The 19,081-nt window shown below is 39.0% G+C and carries 13 protein-coding genes; 6 read left to right on the forward strand and 7 right to left on the reverse strand.

Features of this window, described 5'->3' with window-relative positions; translation table 11 throughout:
• Window positions 1–198: 198 nt before the first annotated feature.
• Window positions 199–2,436 (reverse strand): inorganic phosphate transporter, encoded by a 2,238-nt coding sequence (locus MED134_RS11015; RefSeq protein ID WP_038598992.1) that lies wholly within the window; start codon window positions 2,434–2,436, stop codon window positions 199–201.
• 330 nt (window positions 2,437–2,766) lie between these two features.
• Between MED134_RS11015 and MED134_RS11020 the strand changes: the two genes are divergently transcribed.
• Window positions 2,767–3,132, forward strand: coding sequence for a toxin-antitoxin system YwqK family antitoxin (locus MED134_RS11020; RefSeq protein ID WP_038598995.1), 366 nt, complete (start codon window positions 2,767–2,769; stop codon window positions 3,130–3,132).
• 104 nt (window positions 3,133–3,236) lie between these two features.
• Here MED134_RS11020 and MED134_RS11025 read toward each other — a convergent pair whose 3' ends face one another.
• On the reverse strand, window positions 3,237–6,056 hold the full coding sequence (locus MED134_RS11025; protein WP_038598998.1) for a TonB-dependent receptor: 2,820 nt from the start codon (window positions 6,054–6,056) through the stop codon (window positions 3,237–3,239).
• Window positions 6,057–6,141: 85 nt separating this feature from the next.
• The gene (locus tag MED134_RS11030) at window positions 6,142–7,404 is read right to left on the reverse strand and encodes a hypothetical protein (protein WP_038599001.1); all 1,263 of its coding nucleotides are present in this window, start codon (window positions 7,402–7,404) and stop codon (window positions 6,142–6,144) included.
• A 230-nt stretch (window positions 7,405–7,634) separates the two neighbouring features.
• Here MED134_RS11030 and dgt point away from each other — a divergent pair, with 230 nt between their 5' ends.
• Window positions 7,635–8,966, forward strand: coding sequence for a dGTP triphosphohydrolase (dgt, locus tag MED134_RS11035; protein WP_038601204.1), 1,332 nt, complete (start codon window positions 7,635–7,637; stop codon window positions 8,964–8,966).
• A gap of 83 nt (window positions 8,967–9,049) precedes the next feature.
• On the forward strand, window positions 9,050–11,752 hold the full coding sequence (locus tag MED134_RS11040) for a T9SS-dependent M36 family metallopeptidase (protein ID WP_038599005.1): 2,703 nt from the start codon (window positions 9,050–9,052) through the stop codon (window positions 11,750–11,752).
• Window positions 11,753–11,806: 54 nt separating this feature from the next.
• Here MED134_RS11040 and MED134_RS11045 read toward each other — a convergent pair whose 3' ends face one another.
• Window positions 11,807–13,570 carry a 1-deoxy-D-xylulose-5-phosphate synthase gene (locus tag MED134_RS11045; RefSeq protein ID WP_038599009.1) on the reverse strand — a complete coding sequence of 588 codons (1,764 nt, stop codon included), beginning with the start codon at window positions 13,568–13,570 and terminating at the stop codon, window positions 11,807–11,809.
• Between the two features lie 53 nt (window positions 13,571–13,623).
• On the opposite strand from MED134_RS11045, the gene MED134_RS11050 reads away from it, so the two are divergent.
• Complete coding sequence (locus MED134_RS11050) at window positions 13,624–14,073, forward strand: nucleoside deaminase (RefSeq protein ID WP_035327102.1); 450 nt, start codon at window positions 13,624–13,626, stop codon at window positions 14,071–14,073.
• A 46-nt stretch (window positions 14,074–14,119) separates the two neighbouring features.
• Here the strand turns inward: MED134_RS11050 and MED134_RS11055 are convergent, their stop codons facing one another.
• The gene (locus MED134_RS11055; protein ID WP_084811665.1) at window positions 14,120–14,890 is read right to left on the reverse strand and encodes a TIGR03915 family putative DNA repair protein; all 771 of its coding nucleotides are present in this window, start codon (window positions 14,888–14,890) and stop codon (window positions 14,120–14,122) included.
• Between the two features lies 1 nt (window position 14,891).
• Window positions 14,892–16,178, reverse strand: a complete 1,287-nt coding sequence (locus tag MED134_RS11060) for a putative DNA modification/repair radical SAM protein (protein ID WP_038599012.1) — start codon at window positions 16,176–16,178, stop codon at window positions 14,892–14,894.
• Window positions 16,179–16,356: 178 nt separating this feature from the next.
• Between MED134_RS11060 and MED134_RS11065 the strand changes: the two genes are divergently transcribed.
• Window positions 16,357–17,316: a carbon-nitrogen hydrolase family protein gene (locus MED134_RS11065; protein WP_038599015.1), complete on the forward strand. Its 960-nt coding sequence runs from the start codon at window positions 16,357–16,359 to the stop codon at window positions 17,314–17,316.
• A 47-nt stretch (window positions 17,317–17,363) separates the two neighbouring features.
• Here MED134_RS11065 and MED134_RS11070 read toward each other — a convergent pair whose 3' ends face one another.
• On the reverse strand, window positions 17,364–17,987 hold the full coding sequence (locus MED134_RS11070; protein WP_038599018.1) for an ExbD/TolR family protein: 624 nt from the start codon (window positions 17,985–17,987) through the stop codon (window positions 17,364–17,366).
• 203 nt (window positions 17,988–18,190) lie between these two features.
• Here MED134_RS11070 and MED134_RS11075 point away from each other — a divergent pair, with 203 nt between their 5' ends.
• Window positions 18,191–19,081, forward strand: coding sequence for a pseudouridine synthase (locus MED134_RS11075; RefSeq protein WP_038599021.1), 891 nt, complete (start codon window positions 18,191–18,193; stop codon window positions 19,079–19,081).

Here is a 19,081-nt window from a genome sequence, read left to right on the forward strand (position 1 = left end):
CTATCTATATTTTGGTTAGATACGTAAGTTACAATGAGGTGTCCGGCATATGATGTGTGTTAAGTATTATTAACAAGAGTTTTGACGTATCATTAACGTTTTTAGAGGCGTTACGCTTTCGCGAAAGCGTACTTGTCTCCTATATAATAAAAGCCCTATACGCGATGTATAGGGCTTTTTGTAAACTAAATTATGAGATTAAGATCTCTTATGCTCTGAATTATATAAATCAAGAAGATTTAGAATTTCCTCAATTAGGTCTTTTGTCTCTAGTAGTAAACCAAAGTAAAGAGTGGTATTCTTAGGAGAAGACTCCTCAGAGCGTGTGCGCTCTACTTGCTTTTGAATCTTATCTGTAACCTGGCCATAGAGTTCATCTTTTCTACCTAAAAGAGCTTCTATACGCATATAGTTACGATCATTAAAGGCAGTGGCTGTTTCTTGTAAAAACTCACTAAGCTTGTTATCTATCTCTTGTAGGTCTTTAATTTGAGTAAAGCGCAGTGGCTTGTGGTTATTATTTACGTGTTTGTAACTAGACTTTGCGATGTACTCAAGTGATTGCGTGATATCTTCTAGATAGCCTAATATCTCAATGTAGAAGTTAGAGCCACGTACAGAGGTTTCTTCAAGATTCTTTATAAAGTAAAAGATGTTGTTGCGCAGTTCATCTATCTCATCATTGAGCTTCTCTACGGTGCCTCTACTTTTCTTAAGGCTGCCCACTTTATTTTTTGCAAGACCTTTAAGAGTACCAGTGTAGATCTTATTGGTACGTAAGATTGTTTTTGCAATATTGTCTGCACTTTCTTCTATAATTCCAGAGATGGTGTGACTCTCTGCTTTACGTAAGTCTTCTTCTATCTGCGCTTCCTTATTACTCTTTTTTGTTGCTATATAGTTACGTACGAGCATAGCTATGGCGAGTATAAAAAGACCTATTATAGCTAGGTTGCCACCTAAGTACATTAGGTATGCAAATATACCAGCCGCTGTAAATGCGCTAAATGCTGTTAAGAACCATCCTCCTATTACATTAAGTACTCCCGCAACACGATATACGGCGCTTTCTGCTCCCCACGCACGATCTGCAAGAGAAGTTCCCATTGCAACCATAAACGTAACGTAGGTGGTAGATAATGGTAATTTAAGACCCGTAGCTATTGAGATAAGTACACTCGCAACAACTAGGTTTACTGCTGCACGCACCATATCAAAAGCTGGAGCGTCTATTGCTTTTGTGCTTGTCATTAAGACAGGGGTAAAGCTTTTGTTTATTCTATTTCTAATAGGAGCAGGTAATATTTTATTAACCCCGGTATTTGCGATGATAACTAGGCGTACTAGATTTTGAGAAACCCAGTTAGGTTTAAAACGCTCCTTTACCTCGTCTTGACGTGATAAATCTACAGAGGTTTTTACTACGCGTCTAGCCTTTTTACTAAACCAGAGTGTTAACACCATTATAAGTCCTGCAATGAGGAGGAGTATAGGTTGTGTAGGTACTTTTTCGGCTAGTTGCTCCATACTAAAAGCTTCTGGTAAAATACCTGAGCCAGACCACGCCCCAAAAGAGTTATAAGCTGCCATAGGGACACCTATGAAGTTTACTAGGTCATTACCAGCAAATGCCATTGCAAGAGCAAAGGTTCCTAGTATGATTACAAGTCTATAAATGTTTTGTTTTAATATTGCGTGAGATACCCAAGATAGTATGGTCCACACAATAAAGTTTGCACCTAGAAATTGTATAAGGTTTTCATTTGCCCAGCTACTAAAAGCAGGAGGAAGTATATCTGCACCTTTAAGCCCTTTTATGATGATAAAATAAGAAATTGCAGATACCGCAATACCACCAAAAACAGCTGCAACCCAAGATGCCTTTTTCTGAAAATCAAAAGTAAGGAGTACTCTTGTAATGAGCTGTATAATAGCTCCCACAGAAAATGCAATAAAGACGGAGAGTAAAATACCTAAAATGATCTCTGTAGCCTTATCAGTGTTAATATACTCGCCCAGTTGTAAGAGTGAGTCACTATTGTTAGAAATCTTAATAATAGACATTACTACGGCTGCACCTAAAAGCTCAAATACAATAGATACAGTAGTAGAGGTAGGCATACCTAGACTATTAAAAATATCTAGCAGTATGATATCTGTAATCATTACTGCCATAAATATGATCATAATCTCATTGAAGTAAAACTGACTAGGGTCAAAAATACCCTTACGAGCAACCTCCATCATACCACTTGATGATAAAGCCCCAAAGGCAATACCTACACTAGCAACAATCATCACTGTTCTAAACGTGACAGCTTTTGATCCTATAGCCGAGTTTAAAAAGTTTACCGCATCATTACTCACTCCTACTACAAGATCTGCAATGGCAAGAATTGCAAGAGCGGCAATCATAAATATGTAAATGTTATCCATAAAAACGTACTGAAAAGACTAAAAGTGCAAAAATCTTAAATCTAAAAACCCTAGGTATTATCTAAAGGTTAAGTCGTGCGAAAGATAAGAAGTTTTATAGCGTGAAGAACAATATTACTATTACTAATGTGATGGTAAAATGGACTTTTTTAATGCTAACTATCTGTCTGTATGTAAATTATAATTGTTAAAAAAAATTATATAAATCATTGAAAATGAGATAAATATAGATTTAATGTAAACTTTATGTAAATAAAAAGTTACCTTATTGTTGATTAATGGTAAAGTTTAAGTTATCTTTACAGGGTAAATAATTAAAAAGCGAAGAATATGAAAAAGATAATGATGATAGCGGCGGCACTTTTAATGGTAGTTTCTGTACAGGCACAAGATGATGTTGTAAAAAACACATACGTAGAAAATGGAGATGTCATTGAAGCGACAATTCATTTTGATACAGGAGAGGTAAGTCAGACGGGTTACTTTACAAAGGATGGTAAAATTACAGGAGAATGGACAAGTTTTGATCGTAATGGAAACAAAACAGCAACAGCTCAATACGATAAGGGACAAAAAGTAGGTACTTGGTTTTTCTGGTCATCAGAGAAGCTTACAGAGGTTAATTACAGAGATTCTAGAGTTGCAGAGGTAAACACTTGGAAAAACGAAGGGACACGAGTAGTAAGCAATAGATAATATTTACGCTTTCGCGAAAGCGAACATATTTTCCCCATATATTATAAAAAAAAGGTCTCCGCTATGGAGACCTTTTTTTTGTGGCTAATTCAAATAATTGTTGATTAAAACTTAAAGCTGTAGCTTAAGCTAAAATCTTGTCCAGGGCTCCACTTAGAGAATAACTGGTCTTCTGCTCCAAACGATTGGAAAACACTCTCACGGTCATCATTAAGTAAGTTACCAGCTTTAAAGGTGATAGTTTGATTTTGATCTTCTCCAAAGGACTTTGAAAGGTTAAACTTAAGATCGTTAAATGGAAGTGTATATACATCTGGTACTTCTTCAGATGCAACAATTTGTAGTGTTTTACCTTGTACGTTGTAAAAAAGGCCTGATTTCCATCCTGTTTCTTTAGATTCAAAAGCAATACCTGCATTTAGTAAATAAGGTGATTGTCCTTGTAGTACACGGCCATCTCCTAGACTTTCACCTTCTCTTAAAAGGTTTTCTCTAAAAATTAGTTCATCAGCATTGTAAGTTTCATTAGACTCAATGATAGATGTGTTTACGTTAAGAGAGAAATTGTCAAGTCCTATAATATCAAGACTTTTACGTACCTCAAGCTCTATACCATAGACCTCTGCGTCACCAAGGTTTCTGGGTGTTATTTGCCCAGTCGCTTCTTTAATGAATGTTAGTTCTATAGGATCTTTGAATTCCTTATAAAACCCAGAAAGTGCTACGAAGTCACCTAGTCCAAACTTCTTTTCTTCTTCTCCGTAAATCTCATAACGAAGGTCGAAGTTGTTTATATATGAAGGCTGTAGATTTATGTTACCTATAAACAAGAGACTATTTATCGGGTCAAAGATTTGTGCATTAGACGCTTCTTTAAATGATGGTCTCGCCGTTGTTCTTGCAAAAGAAGCTCTCAGTTTTTGAGCACCTTCTTCATTCATATCAAAGATTAAGTTTGCAGACGGATAAAAATCAAATTTGTCTAAAATTTTCTCACCATCAAAGATTTGTCCATTCTGGTTTTGTCCTGAATAAATAAGATCAAACTTCTCTGCACGTAAACCTACAATTGCTGTAAACCAGCTAGAAGGTCTAAACTCTTCTGACGCATAAAGCGCAGCAATATTCATATTAGAATCAAAAGAATCATTTTCGTTTGAATCTTTTCTTACAAAAAATCCAGAATCATCTGTAGCGCTGTAAGCATATTGCCCTAAAATAGCATTTGGATCTCCGTTTAATAAAGTAGAGTCAAAGTTTCTAAATGGTGTAGAAAAACGTATTGTGGCAAAATCACGTTGTTTGTATGTAAATGCTCCTCCAAATTTAAGCTTAGCATCTTTTTCAAAAAGTTGGTGCTTGCGTGTTAAGTCTAATTTACTTGCTACATTTATTTCATCTAGTTCTCTAAAAAAACGTGAAGCATCACCAGACTCAGATGGACTTATAATAAAATCTCCAGAATCTTCATTAATTAAGAAAGGAGTTGATCTGAAATCTTTATCATCTACATTTGAAAACGTAGGAGATAATTTCCACTCTGTTGTCCAGCTCGCATCTTCATTAGTATGTTTACCACTAAAAAAGAGGTTAGTAAGAGCACGCTCTGTGTAAATAAGAACGTCTTTTTTAACCGTGTTACTGTTATCTATACGGTTAGTTTGTGTCAAGAGAGATGCTCCAGACTCACCATTTTGTATGTGTAGTACATTAAAGCGATACTTAGAGCGGTCTGTCTTGTACGATAGGCCTCCTAGTGCACTTATTAGTACATTGTTTTCTCCTCTTTCACCTTGTTGCGTTCTATCAGTATTTAACTCAAAAATACTAGGATCTGTATCTTTTCTAAAACGTTGTCCATCTACATAATTATCATAATAAGTAGTTTCGTTCTTATAAGAAACAGAAGCAAGGAAACCGAGTTTGTTGTCACCTACATCATAAGAGTTACCTGTGGTAAATGACAGGCTCATATCTGCACCACTATTTTCACGTGCTGCTGCCAGGGTAGGGTTAAGTCTTCCAGCAAGAAACTCTGCCGTATTTGGCGTAGTCGTAGGAAAGTTGAATTCTTGGTTCTCATTAAAAGGGTTGCTACGTAAACCGTCATCAAAACCTAAAAAGTCAGTACCACTAGACTCGTTAGTGATATAATTACTGTTAAAGTGAAAGTCTGGATTGTAACCTAACCCAATAGATGCGCTAGACTGTTTTCCGTTAGGAATGTCTTTTGTTACGATATCTACAACTCCACCTGTAAAATCTGCAGGTTGATCTGCAGTAGATGATTTTACTACGATAATGTTTTCAAGTAGTGACGATGGGAAGATGTCTAGTTGTAGTGTATTACGGTCTGGATCTAAACCTGGTACATCTACACCATTAAGTATTGTTTTTGTGTAGCGATCTCCAAGACCACGTACGTATACATATTTACCTCCTTGTACAGATACCCCTGGTACATTACGTACAGCAGAGGCTACGTTACTTGCTCCACTTTTCTTGATGCTTTCTAATGAAAGACCATCTAGTAACTGCACAGATTTTCTCTGTAGATTCAAAACAGATTGTTCTGTGTTTTTACGTGCAGTAGTTGTGATGACAACCTCGTCTAGTGACGCTCCAGAAAGTGTTACGTCTAGTACAGTGGTTTTTCCTTCTTTTACCACAACTTCAGAAATTTGTTGTGTAGTGTATCCCACAAACGAGAATTCGATTACATACGTTCCTGGCTCGACATCCAGTGTGTATTTACCATCAAAGTCTGAGGTGGTTCCTTTAGTAGTTCCTTGAACGAGGATGTTTGCAAATGGTAAAATGTCATTAAGTTGACCGTCATTTACAGTACCTGCAATGGTACCAGTTTGAGCTTGTAAACTTATGGCAGTTACTAAAAGAAAGAATGAATAAATTAAAGTTTTCATAGGTGTTATAATTCATAAGATTGCCCGCTATAGCTAGCGGGCAAATCTCAATTGATAATTTTGGTGTATTGTGATATTATATTAATTAGTCAATCACACCAGATGTACTTGCTGCTGCAAATGTCCATCCAAATACTGTAAGGTCTGCACCACCAGATGCTCCTGTTGTTGCCCAGTCTGCAGCTTGATCTGTAAATGAAGGAGTGATTATTGTAGACTCACCGTCTCCAGTTTTTTCTACAAAGATGCTGTTTGCCTCTGTTGGTCCGTTTACTACCCAGTTTGAGAAGCTTACTAAACCGTCTATGTAGTTTTGAGCAACTCCATTGTTGTCAAGCTCTACATCTTTACCATCTTGGAATCCTGTAGCATATACGTTGTTTGTTGCTCCTTGAGCACCATCACGGTAATCTGCATACTCACCATTTGAAGCATCAGCGCTACCTATGATAGTAAGACCATCTATTACAAAAGCACCGTTTAAAGATCCTTCTGGTCCGTCTATTTCAAGTGCGTGGTCAGAAATGTTTCCAGCTACTACTACAGAGTTTGTGATAGTTCCAGAGTAAGCTTGGTCGATATCAAGACCGTCATCTCCTTGTGCCCATACTAATAGGTTAGAAGCGTTTACTGTTCCTCCGAAGAATTCTACTCCGTCATCTACATTTCCTACAACCTCTACGTGATCTACAGTTGTACCTGTACCTACACCACCTAGTGTAAGACCATTAATTTCGTTTCCTTCTCCTATTAAAGTTCCTCCGTGACGGATAGAAACATAAGATATAGTTCCAGAATCATCTGCAGCATCAGTACCTCCGTAAAGCCCGTTTGTGTCATCTGCAGGGATACCTTCAATTTGTGTTGCTTCTATATCACCATCTTCAGAGATAGGTGCTCTTCCTAGTACGATAAGACCTCCCCATAAACCACGAGTGTTTTCATCAAGAGTTCCTACAGTTTGTCCTATTGCAATACCATCTGCAGCAGATGTCATAATGATAGGTGCGTCTGCAGTTCCGTTTGCTTCAATTTTTCCTCCTCTTGCGATTACAAGAACAGATGCGTTTGCCTCTTGTCCTGCAAAAGCTTTTATAATTGTACCCGGCTCTATAGTAAGCGTGTTACCAGCAGTAACCGTTACACGACCGTCTAGCTCCCAGATAGTATCTGCTGTAAGCGTAAGATCTTCATTAATCTCACCAGAAAGTGTAGCATCTACAGTATCATCTGGTGTATCCGTTGGAGTTTCAGTTGGAGTTTCAGTGATAACTATTGGCTGGTCATCATCTCCACAACTTACTAGTAGTGCACTTGCGAATGCTACGCTTAAAAAGAATTTTTTCATTGTTAATCGAGTTAGTTTTGAATCTTGTTTTGTTCGCTGCAAATATCATCACATTTTCTAGCGGGTGAGTTATGGGTGTGTTACGCTTCCTTTATTAACAGGTAATATTTATGTTAGTTAAATGTTAAGAGGGTTTGTTTTACTTAACATTTGTGAGGAGATGTAGATTACGCTTTCGCGAAAGCGTAAAACCCACTATCTTGTCTACCTTAAAGAAATAGATAACTATGATGCAATGGGAACGCCTGCTTTCACTCAAAAGACAGGGAGATACAAATAAAAGATTACGAGCAGAGCAAGATGAAACTAGATTGGGTTTTGAGGTAGACTATGACCGTATTATATTTTCATCGGCTTTTAGGAGTCTACAAGACAAGACACAAGTAATCCCTTTGTCTAAAACAGATTTTGTTCATACACGTCTCACACACAGTCTAGAAGTTGCTGTTGTGGGAAGATCTTTAGGAAGGCAGGTGGGGAAGCGTATTTTAGAAAAATACCCGCATCTGGCAGAAGTACACGGTTATAAGATGAATGATTTTGGTGCTATAGTCGCTGCGGCTGCGCTTGCTCACGATATAGGTAATCCTCCCTTTGGTCATTCTGGAGAGAAATCTATAGGTGATTTTTTTAAAAATGGAGATGGTAAACGATTTAAGTCTGAGCTTACAGAAAAGGAGTATGAAGACCTTTGTAGCTTTGAAGGTAATGCAAATGGATTTAAAATTCTCACCGAGTCAAGACCTGGTGCAGATGGTGGCTTGAGACTCTCTTATGCGACTCTGGGTACTTTTATGAAATATCCAAAAGAGTCACTACCTCATAAACCTACGAAGCATATAGCCGATAAGAAATACGGTTTCTTTCAAGAAGATAAGGAAGCTTTTAAAGAAGTTGCAGAGGAACTGGGACTTATCCAGACTCGTACAGGAGAAGATATAAGTTATGCAAGACACCCACTTACATTTCTAGTAGAGGCGGCAGATGATATCTGCTATACAATTATAGATTTTGAGGATGGTATAAACCTTGGACTCATACCAGAAGAGTATGCATTAGAGTATCTTATTAAATTAGTTCCTCATATTAATAGGTCTAAGTATGCGGCACTTTCTGAGAAGTCTGCACGAGTAGGTTACTTGCGTGCGCTTGCTATAGGAACTTTAATAGATGAAGCCGTTTCTATATTTATGGATAATGAAGAGGCTATACTCAATGGTACTTTTGCAAAAGGCTTATTAGATAAATCTAGTTATGAGGCACAAATTAACGACGTACTTAAAATAAGTGTCTCAAATATTTACCAGAGTGACGAGGTGATCTCAAAAGAGATTGCTGGATATGAAATTTTAAATACATTATTAACAGCGCGTTGTAAGGCTATTACAGAAAAGCCGACACACTACGATAAGCTGGTGATACAATTATTTAAAACACGTACTGGAGAAGATAATTCTCTTTATCAAGAATTATTGGAAATATGCAATCAGGTATCTGTTATGACAGATAGCAAGTCGTTGAAAATTTTTGAACAGCTTAAGGGAATGAATATTTCTAGTTAAACAAGACTGTTAATCATTATTTTGCATTTGTATTAACACATTTGATAACATAACTTTACCCAGCTTACTAAAATCCTAAATATATGCTTAAACATTACTCAAAATTTCTTGCTATTCTTTTCTTGTTTGGTGCTGCTGGTTTGCAGGCCCAAGATTATGTATCCCTATTGCAAGAACAATTAATCAATCAAAGATCTGAGTCTGGAATTACAACCTCAGATGTAGACGACTTGTATGTATACAGTCAGTCTAGAACGCAAAAAACAGGCATCACACACGTGTATGCCGGACAGAAATACAATGATATTTCTATTTTTAATGCTGCTGTAAACGGTGCTTTTAATGGTCAAGAGCTCATTTATATGACAAATACACTAGAGGCAAACGTAGCTTCACGTGTTAATGCAACAGTTCCACAACTTAATCCTTTGCAAGCGGCAGCATCTGCAGCAACGAGATTAGGATTAGGTACAGGTTCTTTCTCAATAATTGAAACCGTTACTACCAAGGAGTTCTTACTTAATACGGGTAATGTTTCTCTAGAAGATGTACCTGTAGAGCTTGTTTACGTGCCGGTAGGTGATGCACTTGTGCTTGCTTGGGACCTTAACATCCATACACTAGATGGTAAACACTGGTGGAGTGTGCGCATAGATGCAAGCAGCGGAGAGATTCTTGACCAGAATGACTGGGTGGTGTCTTGTTCTTTTGGAACGCATAACCACAAAGCTGTTACAAGCCGAAAAGTAAAAGAAGAAAACAACTTTACACTTTTTAAGGCAAATGAAGCAAATGCAGCCTTAGCTGGAGAACAGTATTTTGTATATCCACTTCCTTTAGAAAGCCCCAACCACGGAGACGCTGCTTTAGTAGTAGAACCTCAAGACCCTGTTGCATCACCTTTCGGGTGGCACGATACAGATGGAGTAGAGGGTGCAGAGTTTACAATTACAAGAGGTAATAATGTATATGCACTTGATGATACCGCAGGAGATAATGAAGAAACCATAGGAGCGTCACCAGACGGAGGTGATGCCCTTAATTTTGACTTTCCTTACAACTTTGATACAAACCCTGTAAATATGTTAGATGCAGCGACAACTAACTTGTTTTATTGGAATAACATCGTACACGATATATTATATCAATATGGTTTTGATGAAGAAAATGGAAATTTTCAACAAACCAACTATACGGGTATGGCAGATGGTGACGACTTTGTAGTTGCAGATGCACAAGATGGATCTGGATTAAATAACGCAAACTTTGCAACGCCTCCAGACGGAATTAATCCAAGAATGCAAATGTTCTTATTTTCTGCATCAGGCCCTCCTGGTGATCTAGTTACTATTGCCGAAGGACCCCTAGCTGGAGGTTATGTGGGAGTTCCTTCACAGTTTGGAGCGCCTATTCCAGAAGAGGAGGCCCTTGTCGCAGACCTTGCTCTTGCCATAGATGATAACTCTGGAGGAGAGTCTACAGATGAGTTAGATGCTTGTGATGTTATTACAAATGAGGCAGACCTAGCAGGTAAAATTGCTGTATTAAGAAGAGGCGCTTGTGAATTCGGGGTAAAAGTTCTTGCTGCCGAAAATGCTGGTGCTGTAGCCGTTATTGTAGTAAATAATGTCGCAGATGCACCTATTGCAATGGCTCCTGGAGCCGTAGGAGATCAGGTAACAATACCTAACCTGATGGTGTCATTAGAAGATGGTGAGGCGATTATAGCAGCACTAATTGCTGGCGAAACTATTAATGCATCTGTTTTATTTGCAGGGCCTTACCAAGTAGATGGTGATCTTGATAATGGTATAATTGCGCACGAGTATGGGCACGGTGTGTCTAACAGACTTACAGGGGGAAGAAATAATTCCAACTGTATGCGTACCTGCGTTCAGTTTGACGCAAATGGATGTGTTGCTGGTAAGGCTACAGAGGTGATGAGTGAAGGATGGTCAGATTATTTCGGGCTAATGCTTACAATGGAAGAAGGAGATACTGGGGCAGATGTTCGTGGTATAGGGACCTTTGCAATAGGAGAAGATACAGATGGGGGAGGAATAAGACCTACTCCTTATAGTACAGACTTTGCGGTAAACAACTCAACTTATGATAGCGTTGCTGTTTTTGAAAGTACTACAGCACCTCACCCAGTAGGTTATGTTTGGACGACTATGATCTGGGATATGACGTGGAATCTTATAGAAGAATATGGTTTTGATGCAGATATTTACAACGGTACTGGTGGTAATAATATCGCATTACAATTAGTGATAGACGGTCTTAAGTTACAACCTTGTAACCCAGGATTTGTAGATGGTCGTGATGCCATACTAGCAGCCGTAGAGATGAGTCCTTACCTAGCAGATGAAGATGAAAAAGCAGCCGTGGGTTGTATCATCTGGAATTCTTTTGCAAATAGAGGTTTAGGATGGTCTGCAGATCAAGGAGACTGGAGAGAAAGAGAAGATGGTACGTCTGCTACAGATCTACCACCAGATAACTTAAACCCTTGTAATGGTCCACTTTCTGTTGCAGAGCTAGGAGAAGGTGTATTTAGTATCTTCCCTAACCCTACTAATGGAGAGATAAATATTGCAGTAGCAGCTCCTCAAGGAGCAGGTACGGTGAAGATTGTAGATATTAATGGTCGTACAGTATACTCAAAAGATGTTGTTCTTCAAGATACAGTAAGATTACAGGCAGAAGGTCTAGCAACAGGTATATACTTACTACAAGTACAGACAGACCTAGGGACGGAGACTACAAAACTTATTATTGAGTAGTAGCGTTAAGTCCAGATTATTTGAAATCGGTAGGTCACAAGCCTGCCGATTTTTTTATGCTAAGTTTTTAAGAAGTAAAGAAAGTGAAGCTACAGAAATACCAGCTTCTTCATATTGCTGCTCTACCGTAGCGTGTTCTATAAAAGTATCGGGTATGCCTAAGATGGTAAGGGATCCTTTGTACGCTTTCGCGAAAGCGTAATCACCCACACTACTACCTAGACCGCCTATTTTTGAACCATCTTCTACAGTAATGATATGGTCATAAGTAGTAAAAATAGTGTCTAGTAGAAACGTGTCTAGCGGTTTTAAAAACCCCATATCATAGACACTACAACTTGCATTTACCTCGTTTACCGCAGCCAGTACATTTTTGAGAATGCTACCTAGAGTTACAACTGCAGTCTTCTTTCCTTTGATAACGTTGTAACCTTTACCAATAGTGATTTCTTTATATGGTAATTGCCAGTTTATATGAACACCTCTCCCCCTAGGGTAACGTATCGCAATAGGATGGTCGAGACCCTGCTGGGCAGTGTACATTATATTACGCAAAGCAATCTCATCGCTAGGCGCATAAATAATAAGATTAGGAATACAGTTGAGATAGGCTAGATCATAAACTCCTTGATGTGTGCCACCATCTTGCCCCACAAGCCCAGCTCTGTCTAAACAAAAGATAACAGGTAGGTTTTGAAGCGCTACATCGTGTATCACTTGGTCATAAGCACGTTGTAAGAACGTTGAGTATATATTGCAAAAAACCACCATACCCTCCGTTGCCAGTCCTGCCGAAAGTGTTACTGCGTGTTGCTCTGCAATACCCACGTCAAAAGCTCTATCTGGAAATGCTTCAATCATATACTTGAGAGAGCTGCCAGTAGGCATTGCTGGTGTGATACCTATAATTCTTTTATTTAAAGTAGCAAGCTCAACGATGGTGCGGCCAAAAACGTCTTGATATTTAGGAGGCTGCGGAGTGCTATCTTTTACCACTCTAATGCCTGTTGTAGCATCAAACTTGCCTGGGGCGTGATAGGTGATTTGCTCACGCTCTGCTAGAGCGAGACCTTTACCTTTTGTAGTGATTACGTGTAAAAATTTAGGGCCTTTAGTTTTCTTTAACTCCTGTAAAACCTCAGTTAAGGCATTTAAATCGTGCCCATCTACAGGCCCAAAGTAACTAAAATTAAGCGCCTCAAAAATATTTTCTTCACGAGCGGTACCTTTTTTTACGTTTGTAAGATACCTCTTGAGAGCACCTACGCTAGGGTCTATGCCTATAGCATTATCATTAAGTATTACAAGCAAGTTTGCGTCTGTAACTCCAGCGTGATTAAGCCCTTCAAAAGCCATTCCACTGGCTATAGATGCATCGCCTATTACCGCTATGTGATGACGGTTATGCGCTCCTTTGAGACCAGCAGCCATCGCCATACCCAGTGCAGCACTTATTGATGTACTACTGTGCCCTGTGCCGAAGGTGTCATAAATACTCTCACCTCTGTTTGGAAAACCACTTATACCATCTTTTTGTCTATTAGTATGAAAGATGCCTTTACGACCTGTAAGGATTTTATGCCCGTAAGCTTGGTGACCTACGTCCCAAATCAGGTTATCGCTAGGTGTGTTAAATATATAGTGTAGTGCTATGGTAAGTTCTACAACTCCTAAGCTTGCACCTAGGTGCCCTTCTTTGGTAGCAATAATATCTATGATAAACCTACGTAACTCTTGGGCAAGTACTGGTAATTGCTCCGGAGTTAAAGCGCGCAAGTCCGCTGGACTTAAAATGGTATCTAGAATACTTTTTTGCATCGCACAAAGGTACGTCTTGAATCTGTATTTTTATATCCTATAAAACACAACAGATGCTAGAACCATACGACGATACCTACTTTATGAAAAAAGCACTACAAGAGGCTCAAGCCGCTTTTGATCAAGGTGAGATACCCGTGGGAGCTGTTGTTGTGATAGATAATATGATTATTGCGAGAGCCCATAATCTTACAGAGCGTCTCACAGATGTAACTGCGCACGCAGAGATGCAGGCTATTACCAGTGCTTCAAATTATATAGGAGGTAAATATTTGCAGCAGTGCACCTTGTATGTAACACTGGAGCCTTGCCAGATGTGTGCTGGAGCATTGTACTGGAGCCAGATAGGTCGTATTGTGTATGGAGCGAGTGATGAACGTCGTGGTTATGAGAAAATGGGCACAACTTTGCATCCTAAAACTAAAGTAGAGCGCGGTATTCTCGCGCACGAGTGTGAGCAAATAATGAAACGCTTCTTTATTGATAAACGCGGACTCAACTAGTAGTAGTTATGCTTTCGCGAAAGCGAACTAAGTATTGCAACCATCGCTATGGCTGCTTCTCACTAAGGTACTTCCAGTATCTTCTAGGTACGTGTTGTAAATGCAGTCTCATATTCTTTCTTGAAGGAATATTAGTGCTCTTAAAATAGTTTTTCCAAAGATCTTGATAGTGCATCTCGTCGTGGGTGAAATAAAAAGGTGCTGCCTCACTCGTATTTATATCTTTTGAAATCTCTAGCTTTACGTATGAGGTTTTATGCAGGTCGTAGTACACTCCATAATGTCTGCACCTGTCATAAATGAGCCATTTTTGGTCTGCATATCTATTTTTAAAGTGAATCGCATTAAGTGGTAGCGTGTCAAAATCTGGTTCTATCTCTGCAAAGTAAACATTGTCTTTTGTGAGTTTAAACCGTACAAAGGCATCCATTCTGTGTTTTTCTCGACCCACCATTTTTACAAGATTGCTCAGTCTCAGAACATCTACATCTGCATAATCTTCTGTAACCCGATGTCCTAAAAAACCTTTTTTTATAATGCGCAGAAGCACGCGCTCACGATCTGGTTTTTCACTGAGGAAAGCTCGATAAATCCAGTCGCCTGCTTTTTTGCCTATTTTGGTTTGTATGCCTTTCCATACGCGGTCTGCTTTTACTTGATCTGTGTAAATAGTGTGCTCTTCATCAAAGAAATTTTCGGTAGCGATGCGCTTGCTTACTATTTTTACCACCAAAGGTTTGCGCTCATATACCTCAAACACCGCCGAAAGAAAACCTTCAAAGGTGCCATCATATATGTATTGATCTATCATTCCCATATTAAGAGGTGGTTAAAGGAGCATTTGAGCCAAAAAGGTTGAGCTGGTTACTATATGCACCACGCCACTTGCTGCCAGATGCACCCATAATCAAGCTCTTTAATTGTGCGGCAGTACGGTCTTTGGTCTCAAAAGTTGCAGAGTCACATATGAGAAAATATTGCGCTCTGTTCATAGAGATGCCTATCGCTTTAAGGTGCTCCCAGTTTAGTTTTCTATAGCGGCGTGCTTGTATAATTTTATGCACAGATTGCATCCCTATACCTGGTATGCGTGCGAGCATTCTCCGGTCTGCCTTATTAATATCTACGGGAAAGTGTTCTAGATTACGTAGTGCCCAGCTTAGCTTTGGGTCTATGTCTGTCTCAAGATTAGGGTGCTCCTTATTGAGTAACTCACGTATATCAAACCCGTAAAAACGCAACAGCCAGTCTGTTTGGTATAATCTGCTTTCTCGCATCATAGGTACCTCTGTGCCTATAGATGGTAGACGCTCGTCATAACTTATAGGTATGTAGCCAGAGTAGTACACGCGTTTCATTTTAAACTGTTTATAAAAGTATGCGCTGGTATACATAATCTCTGCATCTGTCTCGCCGCTTGCACCTATAATCATTTGTGTGCTCTGGCCTGCCGGTGCATAAATAGGTGTGCTTTTTATGAGTTTCTTCTCGCTTTTGTACTGTATGATTTCATTTTTTACCTTTTGCATAGGTTTTATAAAATCTTCCCGTTTCTTATCTGGCGCAAGTAGTTTTAATCCCTTTTCTGATGGAATCTCTATGTTTACAGATAATCTATCTGCATACAGGCCTGCCTCTCGCATAAGCTCGTCACTGGCTCCTGGTATAGATTTGAGATGTATGTACCCATTAAAGTTTTCTTCCTCGCGCAACTTTTTTGCCACAGCAACAAGTCGCTCCATTGTATAGTCTGCATTTTTAAAAATGCCACTGCTCAAAAACAATCCTTCTATATAATTACGGCGGTAAAAGTTAATGGTAAGATCTACCACCTCTTGAACTTTAAATGCAGCTCGTTTTATATCATTACTCTTGCGAGTGACGCAGTATGCACAGTCAAAGATGCAGTGGTTGGTAAGTAAAATTTTAAGTAAAGACACACACCTACCATCTTCTGTGTACGTGTGACAAATGCCCATACCACTTGAGTCTCCCAAACCTTTATTTTTATTTGCACGCTTACTACCACTAGAGGAGCAAGAGACATCATACTTTGCAGCATCTGCGAGGATGTTTAGTTTTTCTTTAATACGTTCAAAATTCATAATTTGGGATTTATGTCAAAATTATGGAAATATTCCTAACAATGAGGTAAATTCCTAATTATAGTGAACGATATTGAAATCTTTTTGTGCGCTTTCGCGAAAGCGTAATCACTTATCATCGACTACTATTATGTATTTTTAATGATGATAACCTATTTAAACAAACCATAACCACTATATGTCACAGCCTAACCACCTTAAAGTTGCTCTTGCTCAAATCGCTCCAGTCTGGGGAGATCGAGATGCCACGATTGAGAAAATAAAAACAGCTATAATAGAAGCGGCTTCAAATGATGCAGAGCTCATCGTTTTTGGTGAGGGGCTTTTGCCAGGTTACCCATACTGGTTATCACTTACAGATGGAGCCGCTTGGGATACAAAGGTGGTAAAAGAGCTTCACGCACACTATACTAGAAATGCGGTAGATATAGAACGAGGGGATTTACAAGAGATATGTGATCTTGCTCAAAATTATAATATTGCAATATATCTTGGAATTATAGAAAAACCAATGGACAGGGGTGGAGCTAGTCTATATTGTTCTCTTGTGTATATAGATCAAGAAGGCGTTATACAATCTGTACACCGCAAGTTACAGCCTACGTATGATGAGCGCCTTACCTGGGCTCCGGGTGATGGTCACGGTTTACGAGTACACCCGCTTAAACAATTTACTGTAGGTGCACTTAATTGCTGGGAGAACTGGATGCCGCTACCGCGTGCTGCAATGTATGCACAAGGAGAAAACTTGCACATAGCCGTATGGCCAGGCAGTGATTATAATACAAAAGACATCACACGATTCATTGCTCGCGAGTCGCGCAGTTATGTTATATCTGTATCAAGTAGAATGGCAATCGCAACAGATTTTCCAAAGGAGACACCTCATTTACAAGAAGTTTTAAAACGTGCTCCAGAAGTTTCTTCAAATGGAGGTTCTTGTATTGCCGGCCCAGATGGAGAGTTTATACTGCCACCAGATATCACAACAGAAGGTAATATTTATCACACGCTGGATTTTAATAAGGTATATGAAGAGCGACAAAACTTTGACCCATCAGGTCACTACTCACGTCCAGATGTAACTCAGCTTACAGTAAACAGAGAACGCCAGCGGGTAGTTAAGTTTAATGATTAATGTAAAAGAGGTGTAATCCAGATTATGATTACACCTCTTTTGTGAGTTTACAACCTTAACTCTCTTTTTGTAGTAGCTTCAGAGATGAGCATCGGGTAAAGGGAACGCACTTTTTTAAGTTGCATTTTTACTTTCTCTAGATTGCCATCATAGGTGCCTTCTCGCACCGCTTTGTTAATAGATGAATAGTCTTGTTTGTATAATCGCTTGTATGCTCTCTGGCGCAAATCTTCATAAGCCGCAGTGAGTTGAGCTTGCACCTGTATATAGGTGTTATAGTCTGTAAGTCTATCTGGAGCGATGGATATTACTGCCTTTTGAGGATTATCTGAAGAGAGTAGGCTATGCTCACCTAGACAGTAGTCGCAATGGCCTTCCATACCCAGTGGTATGCCGCCGTTATCTAAAAATGCAATTACCACCTCTTTTAGATCTGTAATAGAGACTCGTTTTTCTTCTACAAGAATTTCATTTTCAGGATTGACCATAATTTGTAATAGATTTTTTTCTTTTACGTGAGCTTCGGTAGCATCTGTGAGTGCTGGTGGTAGCTGCCTGGCGATGCCTTTGTCCTTTTCGATGGTGGTGGTGACTAAGAAAAAAATAAGTAATAAGAATGCAATGTCTGCCATAGACCCCGCATTTACTTCTGGAGTAGTACGTCTTCTCATAATATAAAGTTTTAAAAATGTTGAACACCTATACAGAATCAAGTTCTGTGCCGAAGCAGCTGTTTTAAAATGAGTGACTTATGATATTGAGGCGGTGTGGTGGGCTTATATTGCTTTCGCGAAAGCGGTTATCACAACATTCTACACACATACTACTAATCACAACAGACTAAATCTTACCTTTGTAGCTTAAATAAAATGTAATGAGCAGAGGAGCAGATAATCGAGGAAAAGGAAAACCATCTGGACGCAGTGGCGCAGGAGGAAAGCAAAAAAGCGGTTCTCGTGGTACACAACCCGTACGTAAACAAGGAGGAAGACCTACCGCAAAGGCAAAAGATAAAGCCTTTGATGCACCAAAAAAACAAACGCAACGTAAGAAAGATGATGGGACGATGCGTCTTAATAAATATATAGCAAACTCTGGAGTGTGTTCTCGTAGAGAGGCAGATATGTATATATCTATAGGTCAAGTTACCGTAAATGGTAAAGTGATTAATGAGATGGGTTACCAAGTAAAAATTGAAGATGATGTGCGTTTTGACGGGCGTCGTATTAACCCAGAGGCAAAGGCATATGTGTTACTTAATAAGCCTAAAGGGTTTGCAACCACTACAAGTAATGATAAAGGTAATACGGTGATGGACCTCGTAGCGGGATCTACAAAATCACGTATACAACCTATAGGTAGACTAGGGCGCAACGCAATGGGGTTACTACTCTTTACTAACGATGATGAGCTTGTACAACGATTTACAAACTCAAAAAAGGGAGTAGATAAATTATACCATATAGAATTATCTAATAACCTTAAAGCTGCAGATGCAGAGCGTATAAGAGAAGGCCTCAAAATAGGAGGTAAGACGATAATGGTAGAGGAAATAAGCTTTGTAGATGGAGCTCCTAAGAAAGAAGTAGGACTTCGTATTAAAAATACAGGTAATAGTATTATACGTACTATTTTTGAACACCTTAATTATGAGGTGGTGCGTGTAGATTGTGTTACTATAGCAGGATTAACTAAGAAAGACTTACCACGTGGTCACTGGCGTCACCTTACAAAACAAGAGGTGATCAATCTTAAAAACGGTTAA

This window comes from Dokdonia sp. MED134, assembly GCF_000152925.2.
Classification (GTDB): Bacteria; Bacteroidota; Bacteroidia; order Flavobacteriales; family Flavobacteriaceae; genus Dokdonia.

Coding starts and splice junctions, on each gene's coding strand:
- MED134_RS11015 (WP_038598992.1), bottom strand. CDS start 2,436: ATGGATAACATTTACATATTTATGATTGCCGCTCTTGCAATTCTTGCC.
- MED134_RS11020 (WP_038598995.1), top strand. CDS start 2,767: ATGAAAAAGATAATGATGATAGCGGCGGCACTTTTAATGGTAGTTTCT.
- MED134_RS11025 (WP_038598998.1), bottom strand. CDS start 6,056: ATGAAAACTTTAATTTATTCATTCTTTCTTTTAGTAACTGCCATAAGT.
- MED134_RS11030 (WP_038599001.1), bottom strand. CDS start 7,404: ATGAAAAAATTCTTTTTAAGCGTAGCATTCGCAAGTGCACTACTAGTA.
- dgt (WP_038601204.1), top strand. CDS start 7,635: ATGCAATGGGAACGCCTGCTTTCACTCAAAAGACAGGGAGATACAAAT.
- MED134_RS11040 (WP_038599005.1), top strand. CDS start 9,050: ATGCTTAAACATTACTCAAAATTTCTTGCTATTCTTTTCTTGTTTGGT.
- MED134_RS11045 (WP_038599009.1), bottom strand. CDS start 13,570: ATGCAAAAAAGTATTCTAGATACCATTTTAAGTCCAGCGGACTTGCGC.
- MED134_RS11050 (WP_035327102.1), top strand. CDS start 13,624: ATGCTAGAACCATACGACGATACCTACTTTATGAAAAAAGCACTACAA.
- MED134_RS11055 (WP_084811665.1), bottom strand. CDS start 14,890: ATGGGAATGATAGATCAATACATATATGATGGCACCTTTGAAGGTTTT.
- MED134_RS11060 (WP_038599012.1), bottom strand. CDS start 16,178: ATGAATTTTGAACGTATTAAAGAAAAACTAAACATCCTCGCAGATGCT.
- MED134_RS11065 (WP_038599015.1), top strand. CDS start 16,357: ATGTCACAGCCTAACCACCTTAAAGTTGCTCTTGCTCAAATCGCTCCA.
- MED134_RS11070 (WP_038599018.1), bottom strand. CDS start 17,987: ATGAGAAGACGTACTACTCCAGAAGTAAATGCGGGGTCTATGGCAGAC.
- MED134_RS11075 (WP_038599021.1), top strand. CDS start 18,191: ATGAGCAGAGGAGCAGATAATCGAGGAAAAGGAAAACCATCTGGACGC.